We start from the raw sequence: 18,343 nt of genomic DNA on the forward strand, positions 1-18,343 counted from the left end.
TCTCCTAATTAATCCAGTACATAATACAAAGGGTCCACCGGCGTGCCATTAACACGAATTTCGTAATGGAGGTGAGGACCTGTTGATAAACCTGAGTTTCCGATTCTTCCAATCGGATCCCCCCGTTTTACTTTTTGGCCTTTCACGACGAGGTTTTTTGAATTATGTCCGTAAAGTGTAGTTATACCGTATCCATGATCGATTTCTATATGATTTCCGAATCCGTAGTTTTTCTTGGATGTTTTTACAACACCATCAGCTGGTGCAAGAATTAAAGTACCAATTGGCCCACCGACATCAAGACCTTCGTGCATCTTTACTCTTTTTGAGTAGTGACTCATACGAGGTCCGTAGTATGAAGTGATCCAGCCTCTGGCAGGTAATAGTGTAGGTGTAGATTTAAGAAATGATTCGCGGTCTAAAAGATATTGGTCTAGTTCATTGACACGAATTTCTAAATCACCTGAAATCTTACGTAAAATTGAATAACGATAATCAAAGTACGCAAAGTTTTCAGCTAACTTAAAACTTTGTTTAATTAAACTACTCCATTCTTTTGTGAAGCTGTAACCAGAGGTAAGACCAAAGTTTGTCGCAATCTTACGTTCATAGAGGTCGTTGATGTCGCTGAACTCCTGATTCGTTTTTAAGACGCTTAATTCCGACTTAACTTTATTTAAAAGCTCTCGGTCCTTTTCTGGCACAAGGACCGATTGTGGATTTCTACCTGAAGAGTGATCGTGGCTTCCTGAATGACCTTCACTTGGTTCGCGATCATCCTTCATCAATGGCTTTGTTAGATCAAATTCCTTGAAGCCTGAGATGACTCTCAGCTTACTTTCAATTTTTTGAATTCTTTCAATATCATCAGTTAATGTATTCAGTTTCATATTAAAGAGCTGGATTTGCTCTTTAAGTTGACGGTTCTCAATACTGAGGTGACGGTTTTCGTAAACTTGTTTTAAAATCTTAACGTAGTCAAACGTTAGGATACCGATAACAGCGATAATAATTACTACTAAGAAAATGGCCGAGTTAAAAATGACTTTTGGTATACGAAAAGACTTAACTCCCTTTTCCTTCTCGGGAATAACCATTATTGTATAAAAGCGACTCAAAATTACATCCTTGAATTTTTCAATAATTTCTGATGTTTATTGTAGGTTTCTTGATTTCAGTTTGCAAGACTTTAATCCATGACACATAGAGACAGTGAGCTAAAATATTTTCGAAGTTAAATTAATTAACTACCGTAAGAATTATCGATATATTGTCTTGTCCACCGTGTTCGTTGGCCTGGCGAATTAAAGTTTGCACACAGTCATGAAGTTTTTGATGAGTTACGTCATCGGTGTTGTCAATCATATCTTTGATAATAAAAAGAATATCCTCGTCACTTAATTTACCGTGGAGGCCATCTGAGCACAGAAGAAAGATATCACCCTTTTGCGGTCGGTAATCATAAATATCAACTTCAATATCTTCTTCAAAGCCCACCGTACGTGATAGGTAGTTTTTATTTGGATCTTTTGCTGCTTGGTCACGTGTATAGATTCCGTAGTTAATCTTTTCTTGTATTACGGAATGATCTTTTGTTAATTGAAAAATCTGTCCATTTGAAATGACGTAAGCTCTTGAGTCACCAACATTTGCAATCTTTGCACTTTCGTCATCAAAGAGAAGGCTGACAACAGTTGTTCCCATTCCTTTAAGAGCAGGTTCACTATCGGCATATGCTTTTATCTTATTATTGGCATATAGAACAGATTCTTGAAGAACTTGACCTAATTCTTCTTGTGGTTGGGAGTTGATTTTATCTTTGACTTTTTCTGCAAGGTATTTGATGGCCATTGTTGAAGCGAGTTCTCCACCTGAGTGTCCACCCATGCCATCAGCAACAATATAAAGTTTTGTGTTATTGCTAATGTAAATAGAATCTTGATTTGTCTCTCTCTTGCGCCCAATATCTGAAACGCCAGCACAGATCGTATTCATATTTTCCCTTGTCTGAAGTCATTTAATATCAATTCTTCTTTATTTTCAGTTGGATAGGAATTTTAGTCAAATACTTTTGTTGGTCATTTATTTTTGCCCATTTTCTTAGAAATACTTGAGTGTTTTATGGTGTCAAAATGCACTTTGAATAAATTAAACTAATGGAATTTTTTTTAATAGTTTCTTTGCTTTAAGTGAAATTATCACGTTATAATATATTTAGGACTTTAGCTTGCTAATATGCAACTCATGGATGGAGATAATATGACTAAAATGAATATGAATGAATTTATGAGTGAGAATTACAGGGTCGAAGACTTTGCTCACTTACACTGGACGGGTAGTTTTCAAGACTATATCGATCTTGTTTCAGAAGATCCAAGAATTGCTCGTAATTCCTTTCAACGAATTTATGACATGATCATGTCATTTGAAACAAGTACATATCTTGAATATAAAAAAGAAATCACACGTTATCATTTTTTCGATGATCCAATCGGTGGTGGTAAGGATGCTGTTTTTGGTATCGATGTTCACTTAATGAAACTTGTGAACTTTTTCAAGGCCGCAGCTCTTGGTTATGGTACAGAGAAAAGGGTTCTTCTACTTCATGGGCCTGTTGGTTCGGCCAAGTCTTCAATTGCAAGAAATCTTAAAAAAGGTCTTGAACATTATTCAAGAACTGATGAAGGTGCACTATACACGTTTGAATGGTATGACGAAGAAGAGTCAGATATTTTAGGCGGACAAAAAGTTTTCCCATCGCCAATGCATGAAGACCCATTAAAGCTTATTCCACATGAAGTTAGAAAAGAATTTCTTGATAATATCAATAAAGGTAATAAGGGTCATAAAGTTAAAATTCGCGGAGAAGTTTGTCCGGCCGACCGTTATATTCTAAAAGAGTATATGGTTAAGTATGACGGTGACTTCATGAAAGTTATGGAAAACCATATCCGTGTTAAAAGACTTATTCTTTCTGAAAAAGATCGTCTAGGTATTGGTACTTTCCAGCCTAAAGATGAGAAAAACCAAGACTCGACAGAGTTAACAGGTGATATCAATTATAGAAAAATTGCTCAATATGGTTCTGATTCAGATCCACGTGCATTTAACTTTGATGGTGAGTTCAATATCGCTAACCGCGGTGTTATCGAATTTATCGAGATGCTTAAGCTTGATGTAGCTTTCCTTTATGATCTACTTGGTGCTTCTCAAGAGCAATCAATTAAGCCTAAGAAATTTGCTCAAACAGATATCGACCTCGTTATTCTTGGTCACACAAATGAGCCAGAATTTAGAAAACTTCAAAATAACGAATTTATGGAAGCACTTCGTGACCGTACGGTTAAGATCGACGTTCCATATATTTCTCGTTTAGATAATGAGGTAAGAATCTATCAACGTGACTTTAACGCTGAAAAAATTCCTCATGTTCATATCGCTCCTCATACGCTTGAGATGGCAGCTATGTGGGCCGTGCTAACAAGACTAGAAGAGCCAAAGAAAGCTGATCTAACTCTTGTTCAAAAGTTAAAACTTTATAACGGAAAAACTCTAACTGGTTATAATGAAGATAACGTAAAAGAACTACGTAAAGAGGCCGTAAGAGAAGGACTTGAAGGTATTTCTCCTCGTTATATTCAAGATAAAATTTCTAACGCTTTAGTTAAGTATGGACACACTGGTTCTCTAAATCCATTTATGGTTTTCAATGAACTAGAAAGTGGACTTAAGCATTCAATGGCCAATAATCAAGATGCCGCTGAAAAGTACCGTGAGATGTTAGCTATTGTTCGTCAAGAGTATACTGATATCGTTAAAAACGATGTTCAAAAAGCAATCTCACTTGATGAATCTGCAATTGAAACTCTATGTGCAAATTATATTGATAACGTTAAGGCCTACACTCAAAAAGAGAAAGTTCGTAACAAGTACACTGGTAAACTTGAAGAATCTGACGAGCGTTTCATGAGAAGTATCGAAGAGAAAATCGATATTGCTGAGTCTCGTAAAGATGACTTTAGACGTGAAATTATGAACTACATCGGAGCTCTTGCAATCGAAGGAAAACAATTTGATTACAAGATGAATGAAAGACTTCACCGTGCACTTGAACTGAAGCTTTTTGAAGATCAAAAAGATGCGATCAAGCTTACAACAATTATTTCAAATGTTGTTGATAAGGAAACTCAAGAGAAGATCGATGTTATCAAGTCACGCTTAATTAAGAATTATGGTTACTGTGAAATTTCAGCAACAGATGCTCTTAATTATGTGGCAAGTATTTTTGCAAAAGGAGACAGTGCTAAGTCATAGACTTAGTACGCTCCAATTACCGGAGACCAAATGGATCATCCAATTAAAAGAGATCACGCACGCTTTCGAAAAATTATTAAAGGGAAGGTGCGTGATAACCTAAGAAAGTATATCGCTGGTGGCGAGATGCCGATTCCAAAAGGAAATGGGCAATTCAAAGTTCCAATGCCTTCAATTAATACCCCAAGGTTTCGTTTCGGTGATAAGAGCCAAGGTGGAACTGGTCAAGGTGACGGGCAACCTGGAGATCCAGTCGATGGACAAGGAGAGCCGGGAGAAGGTCAAGGTGAGCCTGGTGAAGCTGGAGAGCAAGAAGGTGAGAAGGCCCTTGATGTTGAAATGAGTTTAGATGAACTTGCTTCAATCCTAGGAGATGAACTCGCACTTCCAAAAATTGAGCCAAAGGGTAAGAAGAATATGGAATCAACAGTGGATCGATACACTAGTATTGGTACTGTTGGGCCAGACTCTCTTAAGCACTATAAGAGATCATTTAAAGAGGCCTTAAAGCGTCAGATCGCAATGGGGACTTATGATCCAAATAATCCCGTTGTTGTTCCAATTAAGTCAGACATGAGATACCGAGCAAGTAATTCAAAGATTGAATTTGAAAACTCTGCTGTGGTTATCTATATGATGGATGTTTCGGGTTCAATGGGTGATGAGCAAAAAGAAATCGTTAGAACAGAGTCTTTTTGGATCAATTTGTGGCTTAAGTCTCAATATAAAGATATTGAAATTCGTTATATCATTCACGATGCAACAGCTAAGGAAGTTGATGAGGATACTTTCTTTAGAACTCGTGAAAGTGGTGGAACACTAATTTCATCTGCATTTAAGTTATGTAAAGAAATTATCGATGCTGATTACAATGCAGATGAATGGAATATTTACCCATTTCATTTCTCTGATGGTGATAATTGGTCAGCGGAGGATACAAAGGTCTGTGTCGATCTTTTAAAAAGCTCTATTATTCCAAACTCTAATGCTTTCTTTTACGGGCAAGTTGAATCTCGTTACGGTTCAGGCCAGTTTTATAAAGATTTATCCAAAGAATTTGGTGAAAAGCATGAGGATGTTATTTTAAGTAAAATTAAAAACAAGGATGCAATCCTTGATTCCATCAAAGAATTCTTAGGGCCAGGAAAGTAATTTTAAAAAGGTAATAAATATATGAGTAGTATGGAAAGAACAAAACCATTATCAGGAGAGTTAGCAAAACTAAGAGATGAAGTACTTGGTTATGCACTCGATTACGGCCTAGACTTCTATCCAGTCGTTTTTGAGGTTTGTGACTACGATACAGTATGTATTTTAGCTGCCAACGGTGGATTCCCAACACGCTACCCTCACTGGCGTTTTGGCCTTGAGTATGATCGCCTTGCAAAGGGGAATACTTATGGATTCCAAAAAATATACGAACTCGTTATTAATACTGACCCTTGTTATGCTTATCTTTTAAGCTCAAATCGTTATGTGGACCAAAAGTTAGTTATGGCCCATGTTTATGGCCATGCTGATTTCTTTAAAAATAACGCTTGGTTTCGCCATACAGATCGTCGCATGATGGATGTTATGGCCAATCATGGCACTAAAATTCGTCGTTATATGGATCGCTATGGCCAAGATACTGTCGAAGAGTTTATCGATACGATCCTCTCTTTTGAAAATCTTCTTGATGTTAACGTTCTCTTCCAAGGTGAAGTGAAGCAAGCAACTTCAGCAGATGAAGAGTATGAACATAAAGATGAGAGATCTCAAGTTCTTCGCTCTTTTATGAACTCCAAAATGGCAAGAGGCGAAGCTGATGAGGATGTTGTAGAAAGAAAGAAGACACCTCTAGAGTTACTTGATGATGAAGTTCGTGGTACACGTGATATTATGAGCTTCCTAATGCAGCATGCTCCAATTGAAGAGTGGCAGGCCGATGTTATCGGTATTTTAAGAGAAGAAGCTTATTACTTTCTTCCACAAAGAATGACAAAGATTATGAATGAGGGGTGGGCCTCTTATTGGCACTCTAAGATTCTGACAAAGAAGGCTTTAAATAGCTCAGAAATTATTGATTTCGCAGATATTCACTCTGGTGTTATGGCCATGAGTAAGCAAAATATTAATCCTTATAAGATAGGTATTGAGCTAATGCGTGATATTGAATACCGCTGGGATACTGGTAAATTCGGAAAGGAATATCAAGAATGTACAAATCTCCAAGAAAAAGAGAATTGGCATATTGAAACAAATCAAGGACGCGAAAAAATCTTTGAAGTTCGCCGTACTCATAATGACATCACTTTTATCGATGAATTCTTCACTGAAGAGTTTTGTAACCGCATGCAGCTTTTTACATATAAGTACAATTCTCGAACAGGAAGAAATGAGATTGAAACTCGTGACTTTAAAGAAATTAAGTCAAAGCTACTAAATCAACTAACAAATTTCGGCTCACCAATCATTGAAGTAGAGTCTGCTAATCATAAGAATCGTGGAGAGTTACTTCTTCGCCATGTCCACCAAGGTGTTGATCTCGACTTAACTCAGGCAAGTGATACAATGGCCAATATTTATAAAGTATGGAAAAGGCCAGTATCAATTGAAACTGTCGTTGAAGATAAGCGTATTCGCTATATCTTTGATGGATTAGAGTTTAAAGAAGATAAATAAGACAAGATTCTTTGTTGATTACTTTGTACTTTCTAGTAAAATTATATTGAACTAATTTTACTAGGAATTTCAATGCTTTCTACTTTTAAGTACTCTTTAATATTCTTATTCATATCGCTTTTAATTACTAGCGTTGAAGCTTTTGAATTAGTTTCAGGCCGAGGTGATATAAACTTATTTCATAAAGATCAAATGAAGAAAATTGATGGAAATAGTATCAATGGTGCTATTGGTATCAATCAAGATACTCTTATTATGACTGCAAGCAATAGCTATGCACGCTTCATTAATGACCGTGGTGATATTCTTATCATTGGTCCCAATTCGAAGGTTACAATTGAATTAAAATCTACCTTTGCTGGAGATTTGATTGCTCTTCATGATGGAAATATTCGTGTTATTGCTAAGAAGCAAAGAAAGGTTACAAAAGGTAAATTTGATCGTATTTTTATTCGCACAAATAGTGCTGTTGCCGCGGCCGAGACAGCTGATTTCTTATTGAGCTATAACTTATTTAATAATGTAACTGGCCTACTCTCTTTTAATGGTGAATCCGCATTTAAAAGAATCGATAAGACTCATGATCTAAGTGCTGGCCAACGTTTAATCTATCGACGCTCATCTAAAGGTAGTCAGCTTAAGTACAAATTTCATAAAGACACTGGACTTAGTGAAAAGCTAAAATTAGCAAATGATACTTTATTTGGAGATGAGAGAAAGAATGTTTCAACTCTCTATCGTGGGCAATATAGTGCAACATTTCATGATGCTAGGCCTGCTTCAATGCCTGTTAAGATTAATCCTATCCAATTAACACTACTATATCGTAATACCAATCTTGATATGACACTTTATTCAGACTCGATGGACTATGGCCAAGGTGATGATGCAACTGTTGCTGCATTTCCATTAAAAGGCGACCTTTTAAGGCCTGCGGAGCAAGTAACATCGTATCGAGGCCAATATTCAACATACCAAAAGAAGTACGCACCAAAGGCCGGAGGTCTTGTTGATATAAGAACAGGGATTTATATCCCGCCTGAAAACGATGCTATCTTTGATGAGTCATTTCGTGTTTATATTCCAAGAAAAATAGGTCGCATTAATGCAGTAAATGGAAATTTCGTTTCACCAAAGAATTTAAAAATTGATCCAAATAAAGGATTTGTAACAGTTAATAACACTCATGAATCGCTAAAGAATCAACAGATGTTAAATAACTTATTAAAATCAAATCTGCTATTAGCAAGTTATCAAAATGTATCTCGTAAGAAAATGTCCATGGCCGAAAGGTACTCTGCAAATATTGTTGGGCTCTCAATTGTCAATCAAGGCCTAACTCATACTTATAATAATGATGAATTTGATTTTTCTTCACGTGGTATTGAGTTGAGCTTAATACTTATTGGAAATGGTGTTATTAGGCCATTTGCAAAATTTAAATTACTAAATGAGAACTTTGAACAACTTACTTCTTCAAAAGAAGTCGAAAGATTCTATCATATGAATCTAGGTTTAGATTATCTATTAAATGAGAACTTCTATCTAAGTGGCCAAATTTCAATTGATGAGGCCCCTATCTATTTAAGTTCTACAAATACAATAACATTGGCCACTATAAATAGCTTAATAGGGGAAGTAGGAGCTAAAGTTATAAGATCTAAACGATACGATATATTTGTATTTGGTGGAGCTAAATATAACCATTCAAATGAGGATGATGAATTTGATATGGTGTCTGGTTTTGGCTTTTATGCAGGAGCGAAGGCAGAGTATTGGATTAATCGTAGAAGTTATTTCTATGGAGATTTAAGCTATATTAATCATTCTCTATCGATTGTTGGAAACTCTAATGATAGTGATATTGATATGAGTGGTACTATTTTAAACCTAGGCTACCGTTACTCATTCTAATTAGCGATATTCTTTTCCTATATTTGGATAAGACTTAAGATCTAATTCATAAACATCTTTTTGATATATTAAGACTGGCTCTTTCTTGTCTTCGATATCTACTTTAGAGATCATTGAATTAAGACGATCTTGAATGTCTTTAGATTCCATTTTCCTCTCAGAGGCCAAGACATCTTTACTAAAATTCGGCCAGATTTTTGATTGTAGATGCATCCAGCAGCTAATGACATTCTTATTTAGACACGATTTATCGCTGAGGCGTACCCATTGTGGATCATCATTGATTAATTTTATATATGAACTTAAAATTGCTGCTTCATATGGAAGTTTTCGATTGTATTTAATATCGAGGTTGTCCATGAGGTATCTTGCTTCTTTATTTTTGTTTTCTTTTAGTAATAAATTGATTTTTAATAATTCTTTTTCTCTTGAATTACCTTCGCTAACTGGAATTTTAGAAAGAGCAACTCTTGCATTCTTATAATTTCTACTTAACCAAGCTGAAGCAAGGATGAGCTTATTATTAGCAATAGAATATGGTTTACTAAGTAGGTTAGAGATGAAGTGGGAGTAGGCGGTTTTATAATTTTCTTTTTTTACTTCTTCAAATCCTTTTAGCTTATTAGTGTTAGAGTTATTAATGGCCCCTGCTAATTTTAAAGCTTGTTCATGTTGGCCATTATTATATAGGTTTGCTGCAACTAGCGTTCGGATTGTCGCGTCTGCATAAAACTCAACTGGTATCGTCTCGTAATATTTCAAAATTTGTTTGTGACGAGAAAAGTATAGGCCATACTTTAAGACTGCTTCAATATCGTCCATATTATTAGTTAAGAAGTAATCTCTAATTTTTGTGCTTCTAACGTAACCATTTAACTTATGCTCAAGCACAAGTCTTAACCAAGTTTCATTCTTGTAAGAGCCAATTAGCCTTGAATGGTTCATACAACCTTGAAAGATTTCTTCTATATCATCCTTCTTTTCTTCAGGCATTGACATAGCACTGACAATTCTTAATGCACAATTTTGGTAATACCAGGAAGCATTATTAGAAAGACTCTGTAGAATCTCTGATGATTTCTTAGGGTTTGTATCTGCAAAGTAAGCAAGGGCCAAGAAACGATTAATTAAAAGAAGTTTAGAATAATTCTTTGTCTTTAAAGCCTGACGATTTAAAACAAGTATCGCATCATCAGTGTGCCCATCTATTAATAGTGATTTTGCGATGACCAATTGATCGAGAAAGTCTTTTCGCTCATCTATTTGTAGCCCTCGTTCAAAGTAGCGGGCCTCAATCTCGTTATAGATATTATATGGCGGGTCTAATTCTTTCTTTGCCTGGCGTCTTGCGATGTGCTCAGCTGTACGGTCGATTGCCATAAGATCTAACTGAAGACCCATTAAAATGATCAGGAATGGTAAAAACTTTCTAGCTTTGTTCATATCGTTACCTTATTAAACCTTTCGGGAATAATTCCGATAACTTAAAGGAAATCTATATAAATCTTTTGGATAGAAGAATGCGAGCTTTATGCCTTAAAAAATTTATCGTCATAACTCTTCCTATTTTGGCAGCGTTAGTTTTTTCCCTTGAGGTAAATGCTCGCACAAATTCGACATTAGAAAATCAAGGTGATCTGATTTTCTCAAATTTGAAAGAATCAAAAGAGAAGTCTCGTGTTAAAAATTCAGATTATAATTTTGCTCTCATTGATAATTATCGAAAATTCTATCTTGAAGATGAAAAATTAGAATACTTTTGTCGTGAAAATTCATCAAAGCTAAGATTTAAAAATATCTTTGAAAGAGATGAGTTCTATCGCAGTATCGTTGCAACTCTTCAGTATAAGATGATCAATTATTCAATGCAGGCCATTGCTCACTATGCAAAAAAACTACAATTTGAATCTGATCAATATGATAATTTAGTTAATGGCCTTATTGGTAGTTGTTCTAAGAACTTGACTCTATTTAGTCACAGGCTTTTAAAGCATTTATTTACTAAGTACTATAGTGATAGCTCTATTGATAAATTACGTCTTCCTTATTCTCAAAGAGAAAATCTATTTGCATCTAATGTTAATGAAATTCAAAGTGAGAATGAAGTCGTAGTTAATGAATTATATTATACAACAGGTGTATTTTCTTATGCTTGTTCATGGGGTGGCCAAGAAAAATATCTTCGTAACTTAGCTCCTTTTCTTTCTTCTTCACTTGTCATGAGCTATATCGTTCGCGAAATTAGCGCTCTTGATAGTCATGTTTATAAAGATCAGTTAAATGATGGCAAAGTCGCAAATTGTCGAAATCAAATTTGTCGTCCATATAAAAAAGCAAAAGTTCAAAAAGAAATTGTTAGGCCAATTGGATCTTCAAATTTAAACTTTGATCTAAAAGTCGCTTATTGTGATAATTTTAAATTTGCTTCTAAGAAATTCTCTCCAAGTGCTAATGATTCACTTAAAAATCAATTAAAGAAATTTGAAAAAGATGAAAATATCGTAATCGCTCAATTCGTTTCTTTATTAACTCGTGTTCCAGAGTTTAATGTTTGGACTCAAGATTCTAAAACGATTAAGCGTTATGTTTCTGTTTCTAATGACAGCCTTTGGGATTATTGGGCAAAAGACTTACTTGAAAAGAATTCTAATAAGCTTCCTTACGAAGAAGCCTTAAGTATGAAACTTGATGTTAAAACTAGTAATGATTCAATTTTGCGTCATGGTTATCCAGAGGTTAATTTCGTTGTTTTAAATGGTGAATTTGATAAAGCGACAAATATAGACAATATGGTTTCTTTAAAATTTGAAATTGAGATTCCACATAACGATTTTATGTGGCTATATCGAAATATTCGATCGGCCAAAACATTTGATGATAAGGAGAAATCAAAGGAGCTAAAGGAGCGCTTATCTCTTTATGTTGCAAATGATTATAATAAGATTAAAGAGACTCTCAATCAATTCTCTGTTGATGCAGACCTAACAACGGTAATCACTGATGAATTGATAAGGCAATTTAACTATATTGAATTTTTAAGGCCAAAATCATCACATGGGACGAGGGAAAAGATTGATGTAAGAGTTAATATAGCCCCTTTTGCTCTTGTGGCAATTCGTAACAAGCGAATTATTAGTGAGTTATCTGAACGTGATCTTAAAAATATTAAGTCATTAGAAGTTTTAAATAATATTGAATCTATGGCCGAGAAAGCAAAATAGTGTTAAATTTCATCCACTCATGAGTGATTCAAAGAAAAATAAAAACAAATATTTAGAAGATAGTGATAAGTCCGAACAAAAGGACTTTGACTACGAGATTCTACCTTCTATCGATGAGAAGAAGCTTAAAGAATCTTCGGATTCTGAAGAAGATATCGATGATATTATCGATATTAGTAATTTACCTGATTCAGGTCTTACGCTTGAGGAAGAAATTGAGGTTATCAAGGAGACACTACCTGCTTTAACTTCAAAACTACCTGTCCCTTCACGAGTTGATAATAAGCTCAATCAATACCTAAAAGAAATTTCTCGCTACGAGCTTCTCTCTCCAGAGCAAGAGAAGACTCTCATACGACAATTTCGTGAAACAGGTGATATTGCATTAGCAAAGAAGCTAGTTGTCTCTAATTTAAGGCTAGTTGTAAAAATTGCCATGGATTATAAGAGTGCCCATGCAAATGTAATGGATCTCATCCAAGAAGGTAATATTGGTCTTATGAAGGCCGTTTCATTATTTGAGCCAGATAAGGGAGCAAAGCTTTCTTATTACGCATCCTGGTGGATTAAGTCATATATCTTGAAATTCATCCTAGATAACTTTAAGTTAGTAAAATTAGGTACGACAAATGAGCAGAAGAAGCTCTTTTATAATCTAATGCGTGAAAAAGAACGTCTTGAGGCCCAAGGGATCAAGCCTGATCATAAGACAATCGCGCAGAATCTAGATGTAAGTGAAAAAGCAGTGGCCCTCATGGATATGCGCTTAGGTGATGCTGGCTCCGAAGTTAGTCTTGATATCCCAGTAGGAGAAAATTCTAGTGCGACAATGGGGGATTTACTTCCTGACTCAACTGATGTTGCGCAAGATGTTGAATTTAAACAGTCACTTCAACTTCTCCAAGAAAACCTCGATCAATTTATTCAGGGGCTAAAGCCTCGTGATCAAGAAATCTTTAAAGAAAGACTATTGAATGATGCTCCGCGCTCTCTACAGTCCATCGCTGACGATTATGGGGTCTCTCGAGAGCGTATTCGCCAGATCGAGGCCCGTCTTCTCGATAACTTAAAGGTTTACATGAGTGAAATTATAAGATAGTATGCACAAAATATTGCGCCCTATACTTGGCCTGGAAAATAACTTCCTTGCTCGGTATTTGGTAAGTTTAGGAGAAATTATGATTACAAAAGAAAAAACAGCATCAATCGTAGCTGAATTTGGTAAAGAGTTTGGAGCATCTGAAAAAGATAGCGGTTGTGCAGCGGTTCAAGTTGCAATTCTTACAGAAAGAATTAACAACCTTAAAGAGCACTTTGGTTCACACAAGCACGATTATTCTTCAAACCGTGGTCTTCTTAAGATGATTGGACGTCGTCGTCGTCTTCTTAAGTATGTATCTACTGAAAATGAAGATAACTACAAGTCACTAATTAAGAAACTTGGTCTAAGAAAATAAGCCAAGATAAAAAGAAAGGAAGCTTTATGCTTCCTTTTTTTTATTTAAAAAGCTAAAATTAAGTAACGAATTTTTTTGATAAGCAGACAAGGACAGTCTAGGGATTTAAGGGATATTAAAATTTAAGAACTCGCGATTTGGATGAGGTTTTTAAGTTTTCATATTCTTTGGATTTCTCAAGATCATCCTCAATTCTTAAAGAAAAAATTCATCATACATTCAAAAATATAAAATGGAGTTTTTATGTTAAACAACAAACGTGAGTTTACTTACAACTTCGGTGGTAAAGACATTACGATCGAAACTGGCCGTATGGCAAAACAAGCAGATGCTTCTGTAATCGTAACTAGTGGTGGTACACAAGTTCTTGTTACTGCAACTTCTGCAACTCAAGTAAAAGATGGGCAAGACTTTTTCCCACTTTTAGTTGAGTACACTGAGAAATTTTATTCAGCAGGGAAATTCCTTGGTGGATTCCTTAAAAGAGAAGGTCGTCCTTCAGTAGGTGAGACTTTAAATGCTCGTCTAATTGATAGACCTCTTAGACCTCTATTCCCAGAAGGGTATATGTTTGACACTGTTATCTCTTGTACTGTTATCTCTTACTCACCAGAAGGTGACCCTGAGGTTCTAGCTGCAATTGGTGCTTCAGCTGCTCTTACTATCTCTGATATTCCATTTGCGGGTCCAATTGGTACTTGTAAGGTTGGTCGTATTGACGGTCAATTTGTTATCAACCCTGACCACGACAAGTGGGAAGAGTCTGATATGGAAATCGTTGTTGCAGCAAGTGATAACGCAATCCTTATGGTTGAAGGTGAGGCGAAAGTTGCTCCAGAGCAAGATGTACTTGACGCTATCTTCTATGGTCAAAAGGAAATTGAAGGATTTGTTTCATTCCTTTCTGATATTCAAAAAGAAGTTGGTAAAGAAAAGCGTGAATTTGTTTCAGCAGCTGCTAACAAAACAATGCTTGAAAAAATTAGAACAGACTACACAGCAACTGCTCGTGAAGCTCTAAAAATTACTGATAAGTTAGAGAGACAAAAAGCTGTAAAAGCAATTGAAGCTCAAGTTAAAGAAGCAATGGCAGCTGATCCAGCGGCATTTGGTCTAACTGAAGACGATGCATTTGGAAAAGAAGCATACAAAGGTGTAGATGAGCTAATGTATGAAATGCTACGTGGTGATATTCTTGATGAAGAAAAGCGTATTGCTGGACGTGGACTTGCTGAAGTTCGAGAAATCGAAACTGAAACAGATGTACTTAAAGTACCACACGGATCATCTCTATTTACTCGTGGTGAAACACAAGTAATGGCAGCTGTAACTCTTGGTGGTAGTAAAGGTGCTCAAATGAGTGACCGTATTATTGGTACAAAAGAAGACCAATTCTACCTACACTATAACTTCCCTCCATATTCAGTAGGTGAGGCACGTGGTGTTCGCGGTGTAGGACGTCGTGAGCAAGGTCACGGAAACCTAGCTGAGCGTGCTCTTAAGGCCGTTATCCCAACTGATTTCCCATATACAACTCGTCTTGTATGTGAAGTTTTAGAATCAAATGGTTCTTCTTCAATGGGTTCTGTATGTTCAGGGTCAATGGCACTAATGGATGCTGGTGTTCCTCTTAAAGCACCTGTTGCTGGGATTGCTATGGGTCTAGTAACTGATGGTGAAAGATTTAAAATTCTAACAGATATCCTTGGTGACGAAGATCACCTTGGTGATATGGACTTTAAAGTTGCTGGTACAACAGAAGGTATCACAGCGATTCAAATGGATATTAAGATCACTGGTCTTACAAAAGAGATCGTTGAAAAAGCAATGGCACAAGCAAGAGAAGGTCGTCTTCATATTCTAGAAGAGATGGCAAAAACAATCTCTGTTGAAAGAAAGACTCTTAAAGAGGGTGTACCTGTAATGAAATCAATGCAGATCAAGCAAGATCAAATTGGTGGACTTATCGGGCCTGGTGGAAAGAATATTAAGAAGCTTCAAGAAGATTTCGATCTTGTTATCGAAATTGATGAAGATGGAACAACTAAGTTCATCTCAACTAACCAAGAAGCAATTGATGAATGTATGGCACTAGTTGGTCTACAGATGAATGGACCAGAAGTTGGTAAGACTTATACTGCTAAAGTAGCTAGCCTTAAAGATTATGGTGCATTCGTTGACATCGCTTCAGGAGTTGGTGGACTAGTTCATATTTCTGAAATTGCAGATGAGAGAATTACTGATGCTGGTGACTACTTAGACGAAGGTCAAGAAGTTCAAATCAAGGTTCTTGAAATTGATAAAATGGGACGCGCTAAGCTTTCTATCAAGGCCGTTGAAGCTCTAAAGAGAAAAGACGGTAAGACTGAAGAAGAAGCTCAAAAAGACGCTCCAAAGCGTGAACCACGTGAGTCTCGTGACGGTGATCGTAAACCAAGAGGTGATAGAAAGCCTCGCGGTGACAGAAAGCCTCGTGGTGACAAGAAGTAATAAGTAGGAATTACTCTTATGATCGATCGAGTTGTTGATTTAAAAGTAAAGAAGCTAGAGCATTTTGACTCTAGCTTCGATCTTCCTAAATATGAAACGACTGGAGCAGCAGGAGCTGATCTTCGTGCTCATTTAGAGAATAAAGACTCTCTTGTGATTGCTCCAGGAGCTCGTGTTCTAGTGCCAACAGGACTTAGCTTTGAGATCCCTCATGGATATGAGGTTCAAATTCGTCCTCGTTCTGGCCTTTCATTTAAGACAGATCTTCTCGTTGTAAACTCACCTGGGACTATCGATTGCGATTACCGCGGTGAAGTCAAAATTATCCTAGGTAATTTTGGAAATGAGGACTTTGTTATTAAGCACGGTGAGCGTATTGCCCAAATGGTTCTAGCACCAGTTTGGCAGGCCCGTGTAAGTGAAGTAAGTGAATTAAGTGATACTGAGCGTGGAGCTGGTGGATTTGGTTCAACTGGGACGAAATAAGGATTAAGTATGAGTTTAAAAGTAAATTACAATAAAGCATCTTCTCAAGAAGAAGCATATAATCTAGGAAAGGCCGCTGTTACTCCAGAATATGTGGCAAAATTCAATGTTAAAGCGGATGTTACGACAGATGATGGTAATTTTTCCATGCTAGCTAAAGGAAAAGGGTTTGAATTGAAGCTAAAGTTTGAAGATTCTTACTGCTTAGTTGATCTTGACCTCTCTTTCATGCTAAAGCCTCTTAAGGGAAAAATTTTAGAAACGATTGAAGGTAAGATCAAGAAGACTGTTTAGTCTACGCTTGGCCAACCTCAATAAAAATCACGTAGGCCTATATCATGTTTAAAGTTACATTAGCACCATCAAATGAGACCATCTATGTTGATGACGAGATGTCATTATTAGAGCATCTTAAAAAGAATGGAATTTATGTTAATTCTAGTTGTGGCGGACACGGAACTTGTACAGATTGTATTGTAAAAGTTCTCTCCGGTGCAGATAATCTAAATGAACCAACTGACGTTGAAACGAAACTTCTAGGTAATGTATTTCACATTACTAAGGAGCGTATGTCATGCCAGACCATCGTTAATGGTGAGACGACAATTGATATGTCAGATCACTCAAAAGAGGGTGTCGAGGCCAAGCGTGAGGCCAAGAATAAGAAAGTAGTTAATGAAAAGCTTTCTGCTCTTAAACGCTCAGGAAACTTCAAAGTTCGCAAGAAGGATGAAGTTGAAAAAGTAATGAGTGAGCGTCAGGCAAAATGGGAAGATAAGCAGTCTCGCCAAGAAGATTGGAAGAATCACTGGGAAAAAGGTGATCGCTCAAAGGCAAAGAGACTTGGTGGTGGACGCCGTCCAAAGAATATCAAGCCAATCAAAGAAGACGAAGAATAAAATAATTTCTAAAATTCACAAAGTAGGGCCTGAATCTTTTTCAGGTCTGCTTTTCTATTAGAACGATCCACAAAGACATATTTTCCGTTATCCAGCTTTGCAAATAGTTGGAAATACCCTTTGTTTTCAAAGCCACGCATTGTTGGGTCTTGTTGCATCTTTGCAACATTTGGAGAGTCCATAAAGTGATCAATACTAAATGAATCACTCGATTCCAATTTATGTACTTTCTTTAATATCGGAATGAAGAATAGACGATGCTTGATAATTAGCTTGTCGTCCTTTTTTATGATGAACTTCTCATACATATAAAAACATAATGTAATGAGGGGCAGTAGAATCAGAGTCGCACTTACAGCAATAACTAATGCCTGGTTAATTGAATCACCTGTTTCATAGAGTTTTACAAGTGGCCCCTTTACGCCAATAAACATGGCAAAGACAACAGTTGCTGCAGCAAGAAGGTAGCCCCAGAAAACCATAGGTAGTCCATAGGTCTTTAGAGTAAGTCCTTGCTCGTTAATAGTAATACGATCTCTTTCTTCTTTAGATACTGGAAATATAAACATTAGGCCCATGGGGCGTATTATAATCCTAGCTCCACGCTTAGTCTATGATATTTCAGAGTTTTTGTAGCAGCTGGAGAGTTGCTAGAAAGACGATAGCGCCGATGGTGGAGATTATGATACTTCCAATAAGGCCATAACTTGTAAGGCCTACTAAATGGAAAGCAAAGCTTCCTACGAATGATCCCATTACACCCACGATGATATTTCCAACGAGGCCAAAGGTTTCACCTTTGTACAGGCTTCCGGCCAGCCAGCCAGCAATAGCACCAATAAAGAGAATGATTATGAATTGTTCGATGGCCACTAGGCACCTCCTAAATAAATATATT

The 18,343-nt window shown here is 36.4% G+C and carries 16 protein-coding genes; 11 read left to right on the forward strand and 5 right to left on the reverse strand.

Features of this window, described 5'->3' with window-relative positions; translation table 11 throughout:
* Positions 1-8: 8 nt before the first annotated feature.
* Positions 9-1,118, reverse strand: coding sequence for a M23 family metallopeptidase (locus tag DAY19_RS11210; RefSeq protein WP_133296951.1), 1,110 nt, complete (start codon positions 1,116-1,118; stop codon positions 9-11).
* A 121-nt stretch (positions 1,119-1,239) separates the two neighbouring features.
* A complete protein-coding gene (locus tag DAY19_RS11215; RefSeq protein WP_115362459.1) occupies positions 1,240-1,995 on the reverse strand; it encodes a Stp1/IreP family PP2C-type Ser/Thr phosphatase in 756 nt (251 codons plus the stop codon).
* A gap of 264 nt (positions 1,996-2,259) precedes the next feature.
* On the opposite strand from DAY19_RS11215, the gene DAY19_RS11220 reads away from it, so the two are divergent.
* From DAY19_RS11220 to DAY19_RS11235, 4 genes are all read left to right on the forward strand, one after another.
* Entirely contained in the window at positions 2,260-4,314 is a 2,055-nt protein-coding gene (locus tag DAY19_RS11220; protein ID WP_115362461.1) for a PrkA family serine protein kinase, read from the forward strand.
* A gap of 30 nt (positions 4,315-4,344) precedes the next feature.
* Positions 4,345-5,466 (forward strand): DUF444 family protein, encoded by a 1,122-nt coding sequence (locus tag DAY19_RS11225; RefSeq protein WP_115362463.1) that lies wholly within the window; start codon positions 4,345-4,347, stop codon positions 5,464-5,466.
* A gap of 30 nt (positions 5,467-5,496) precedes the next feature.
* A complete protein-coding gene (locus tag DAY19_RS11230; RefSeq protein ID WP_115362465.1) occupies positions 5,497-6,978 on the forward strand; it encodes a SpoVR family protein in 1,482 nt (493 codons plus the stop codon).
* 72 nt (positions 6,979-7,050) lie between these two features.
* Positions 7,051-8,892, forward strand: a complete 1,842-nt coding sequence (locus DAY19_RS11235; protein ID WP_115362467.1) for a FecR family protein — start codon at positions 7,051-7,053, stop codon at positions 8,890-8,892.
* On the opposite strand, the gene DAY19_RS11240 is transcribed toward DAY19_RS11235, so the two are convergent.
* On the reverse strand, positions 8,893-10,335 hold the full coding sequence (locus DAY19_RS11240; protein WP_115362469.1) for a hypothetical protein: 1,443 nt from the start codon (positions 10,333-10,335) through the stop codon (positions 8,893-8,895).
* Between the two features lie 77 nt (positions 10,336-10,412).
* Here DAY19_RS11240 and DAY19_RS11245 point away from each other — a divergent pair, with 77 nt between their 5' ends.
* The 7 genes from DAY19_RS11245 (at position 10,413) to DAY19_RS11275 (ending at position 17,445) form a co-directional block, all read left to right on the forward strand.
* Positions 10,413-12,113, forward strand: coding sequence for a hypothetical protein (locus DAY19_RS11245; protein ID WP_115362471.1), 1,701 nt, complete (start codon positions 10,413-10,415; stop codon positions 12,111-12,113).
* A 19-nt stretch (positions 12,114-12,132) separates the two neighbouring features.
* Positions 12,133-13,212 (forward strand): sigma-70 family RNA polymerase sigma factor, encoded by a 1,080-nt coding sequence (locus DAY19_RS11250; protein ID WP_133296952.1) that lies wholly within the window; start codon positions 12,133-12,135, stop codon positions 13,210-13,212.
* Between the two features lie 79 nt (positions 13,213-13,291).
* Positions 13,292-13,570 carry a 30S ribosomal protein S15 gene (gene rpsO, locus DAY19_RS11255; protein WP_199506655.1) on the forward strand — a complete coding sequence of 93 codons (279 nt, stop codon included), beginning with the start codon at positions 13,292-13,294 and terminating at the stop codon, positions 13,568-13,570.
* 243 nt (positions 13,571-13,813) lie between these two features.
* Positions 13,814-16,060, forward strand: a complete 2,247-nt coding sequence (pnp, locus tag DAY19_RS11260) for a polyribonucleotide nucleotidyltransferase (RefSeq protein WP_115362475.1) — start codon at positions 13,814-13,816, stop codon at positions 16,058-16,060.
* Positions 16,061-16,078: 18 nt separating this feature from the next.
* Positions 16,079-16,546, forward strand: a complete 468-nt coding sequence (gene dut, locus DAY19_RS11265) for a dUTP diphosphatase (RefSeq protein ID WP_115362477.1) — start codon at positions 16,079-16,081, stop codon at positions 16,544-16,546.
* 9 nt (positions 16,547-16,555) lie between these two features.
* On the forward strand, positions 16,556-16,840 hold the full coding sequence (locus DAY19_RS11270) for a polyhydroxyalkanoic acid system family protein (protein ID WP_115362479.1): 285 nt from the start codon (positions 16,556-16,558) through the stop codon (positions 16,838-16,840).
* A gap of 44 nt (positions 16,841-16,884) precedes the next feature.
* Positions 16,885-17,445 (forward strand): 2Fe-2S iron-sulfur cluster-binding protein, encoded by a 561-nt coding sequence (locus tag DAY19_RS11275; RefSeq protein ID WP_115362481.1) that lies wholly within the window; start codon positions 16,885-16,887, stop codon positions 17,443-17,445.
* Positions 17,446-17,453: 8 nt separating this feature from the next.
* Here DAY19_RS11275 and DAY19_RS11280 read toward each other — a convergent pair whose 3' ends face one another.
* On the reverse strand, positions 17,454-18,023 hold the full coding sequence (locus DAY19_RS11280; protein WP_115362483.1) for a hypothetical protein: 570 nt from the start codon (positions 18,021-18,023) through the stop codon (positions 17,454-17,456).
* Between the two features lie 43 nt (positions 18,024-18,066).
* Entirely contained in the window at positions 18,067-18,318 is a 252-nt protein-coding gene (locus tag DAY19_RS11285; RefSeq protein ID WP_199506656.1) for a GlsB/YeaQ/YmgE family stress response membrane protein, read from the reverse strand.
* Positions 18,319-18,343 lie beyond the last annotated feature (25 nt).

Source organism: Halobacteriovorax vibrionivorans, assembly GCF_003346865.1.
Taxonomy (GTDB): domain Bacteria; phylum Bdellovibrionota; class Bacteriovoracia; order Bacteriovoracales; family Bacteriovoracaceae; genus Halobacteriovorax_A; species Halobacteriovorax_A vibrionivorans.

Bases quoted from the DNA above. Each gene is read 5' to 3' on its own strand.
- DAY19_RS11220 (WP_115362461.1), top strand. From the start codon at position 2,260: ATGACTAAAATGAATATGAATGAATTTATGAGTGAGAATTACAGGGTC.
- DAY19_RS11275 (WP_115362481.1), top strand. From the start codon at position 16,885: ATGTTTAAAGTTACATTAGCACCATCAAATGAGACCATCTATGTTGAT.
- DAY19_RS11225 (WP_115362463.1), top strand. From the start codon at position 4,345: ATGGATCATCCAATTAAAAGAGATCACGCACGCTTTCGAAAAATTATT.
- DAY19_RS11235 (WP_115362467.1), top strand. From the start codon at position 7,051: ATGCTTTCTACTTTTAAGTACTCTTTAATATTCTTATTCATATCGCTT.
- DAY19_RS11250 (WP_133296952.1), top strand. From the start codon at position 12,133: ATGAGTGATTCAAAGAAAAATAAAAACAAATATTTAGAAGATAGTGAT.
- pnp (WP_115362475.1), top strand. From the start codon at position 13,814: ATGTTAAACAACAAACGTGAGTTTACTTACAACTTCGGTGGTAAAGAC.
- dut (WP_115362477.1), top strand. From the start codon at position 16,079: ATGATCGATCGAGTTGTTGATTTAAAAGTAAAGAAGCTAGAGCATTTT.
- DAY19_RS11245 (WP_115362471.1), top strand. From the start codon at position 10,413: ATGCGAGCTTTATGCCTTAAAAAATTTATCGTCATAACTCTTCCTATT.
- DAY19_RS11270 (WP_115362479.1), top strand. From the start codon at position 16,556: ATGAGTTTAAAAGTAAATTACAATAAAGCATCTTCTCAAGAAGAAGCA.
- DAY19_RS11280 (WP_115362483.1), bottom strand. From the start codon at position 18,023: ATGGGCCTAATGTTTATATTTCCAGTATCTAAAGAAGAAAGAGATCGT.
- rpsO (WP_199506655.1), top strand. From the start codon at position 13,292: ATGATTACAAAAGAAAAAACAGCATCAATCGTAGCTGAATTTGGTAAA.
- DAY19_RS11230 (WP_115362465.1), top strand. From the start codon at position 5,497: ATGGAAAGAACAAAACCATTATCAGGAGAGTTAGCAAAACTAAGAGAT.
- DAY19_RS11240 (WP_115362469.1), bottom strand. From the start codon at position 10,335: ATGAACAAAGCTAGAAAGTTTTTACCATTCCTGATCATTTTAATGGGT.
- DAY19_RS11215 (WP_115362459.1), bottom strand. From the start codon at position 1,995: ATGAATACGATCTGTGCTGGCGTTTCAGATATTGGGCGCAAGAGAGAG.